At 35.3% G+C, this 555-nt stretch carries 1 protein-coding gene; it reads left to right on the top strand.

The features are described 5' to 3' along the window. The first annotated feature begins 96 nt into the window (after positions 1-96). Complete coding sequence (locus D0T57_RS15360) at positions 97-345, top strand: hypothetical protein (RefSeq protein ID WP_163274347.1); 249 nt, start codon at positions 97-99, stop codon at positions 343-345. Positions 346-555: the final 210 nt, after the last annotated feature.

The raw sequence follows: 555 nt of genomic DNA, 5'->3' as shown, positions 1-555 counted from the left end.
AAGCTATAAATTGAAATCGTCGCGCGTGAGAAAACCCCGAAACTAACTAATTATCAAATAATTCAAAGAGCTTTTTGTGATTTTAATGGGACAGCAATGGATTCTCCTGTGAAAGAAGAAAGACTAGAAAAAGAAGTTAACTATAAACCTCAACAGGAAAAGCTGTCTTCCCCCTCGCTGAATTTATCTGGTATTACAGATGCCGCTTCAAGTCTATTCAGTCTCTTTGATATTGAGCCGCAGAGTGAAAATTATGAAGATGTTGCTTTTGCAAAGGAGAAAGAATATGAAGAAAAGCAACGACAACGGAAAGCAAAAAGACGGAAACCGGGTAGACAGATATAAACTCATCAATGAAATGTAATCCTTCGGTCTGCCTCATCTTTTACAATATTTATATAGTTTTTACCTTTGCGGAGAGAGTTAACGATAAATTAACGAGCCATCAGTTTATGCAAACTTAACGACTATGGATTGAAAATCCATAGGTTAAATTACGAATAAAATTCGTGTGAGTGTCGACTATAAGTCGATTGAAAAACAAAAACTAAAGTT

Origin of the sequence: Dysgonomonas sp. 511 (assembly GCF_010501105.1) — a bacterium.
Lineage (GTDB): Bacteria > Bacteroidota > Bacteroidia > Bacteroidales > Dysgonomonadaceae > Dysgonomonas.
The sequence above is the reverse complement of the archived record's forward strand: the minus strand, read 5'-3'. Positions and strand labels throughout refer to the sequence as shown.

Excerpts from the sequence above, each read along its gene's own strand:
- D0T57_RS15360 (WP_163274347.1), top strand. The coding sequence starts at position 97 with ATGGATTCTCCTGTGAAAGAAGAAAGACTAGAAAAAGAAGTTAACTAT.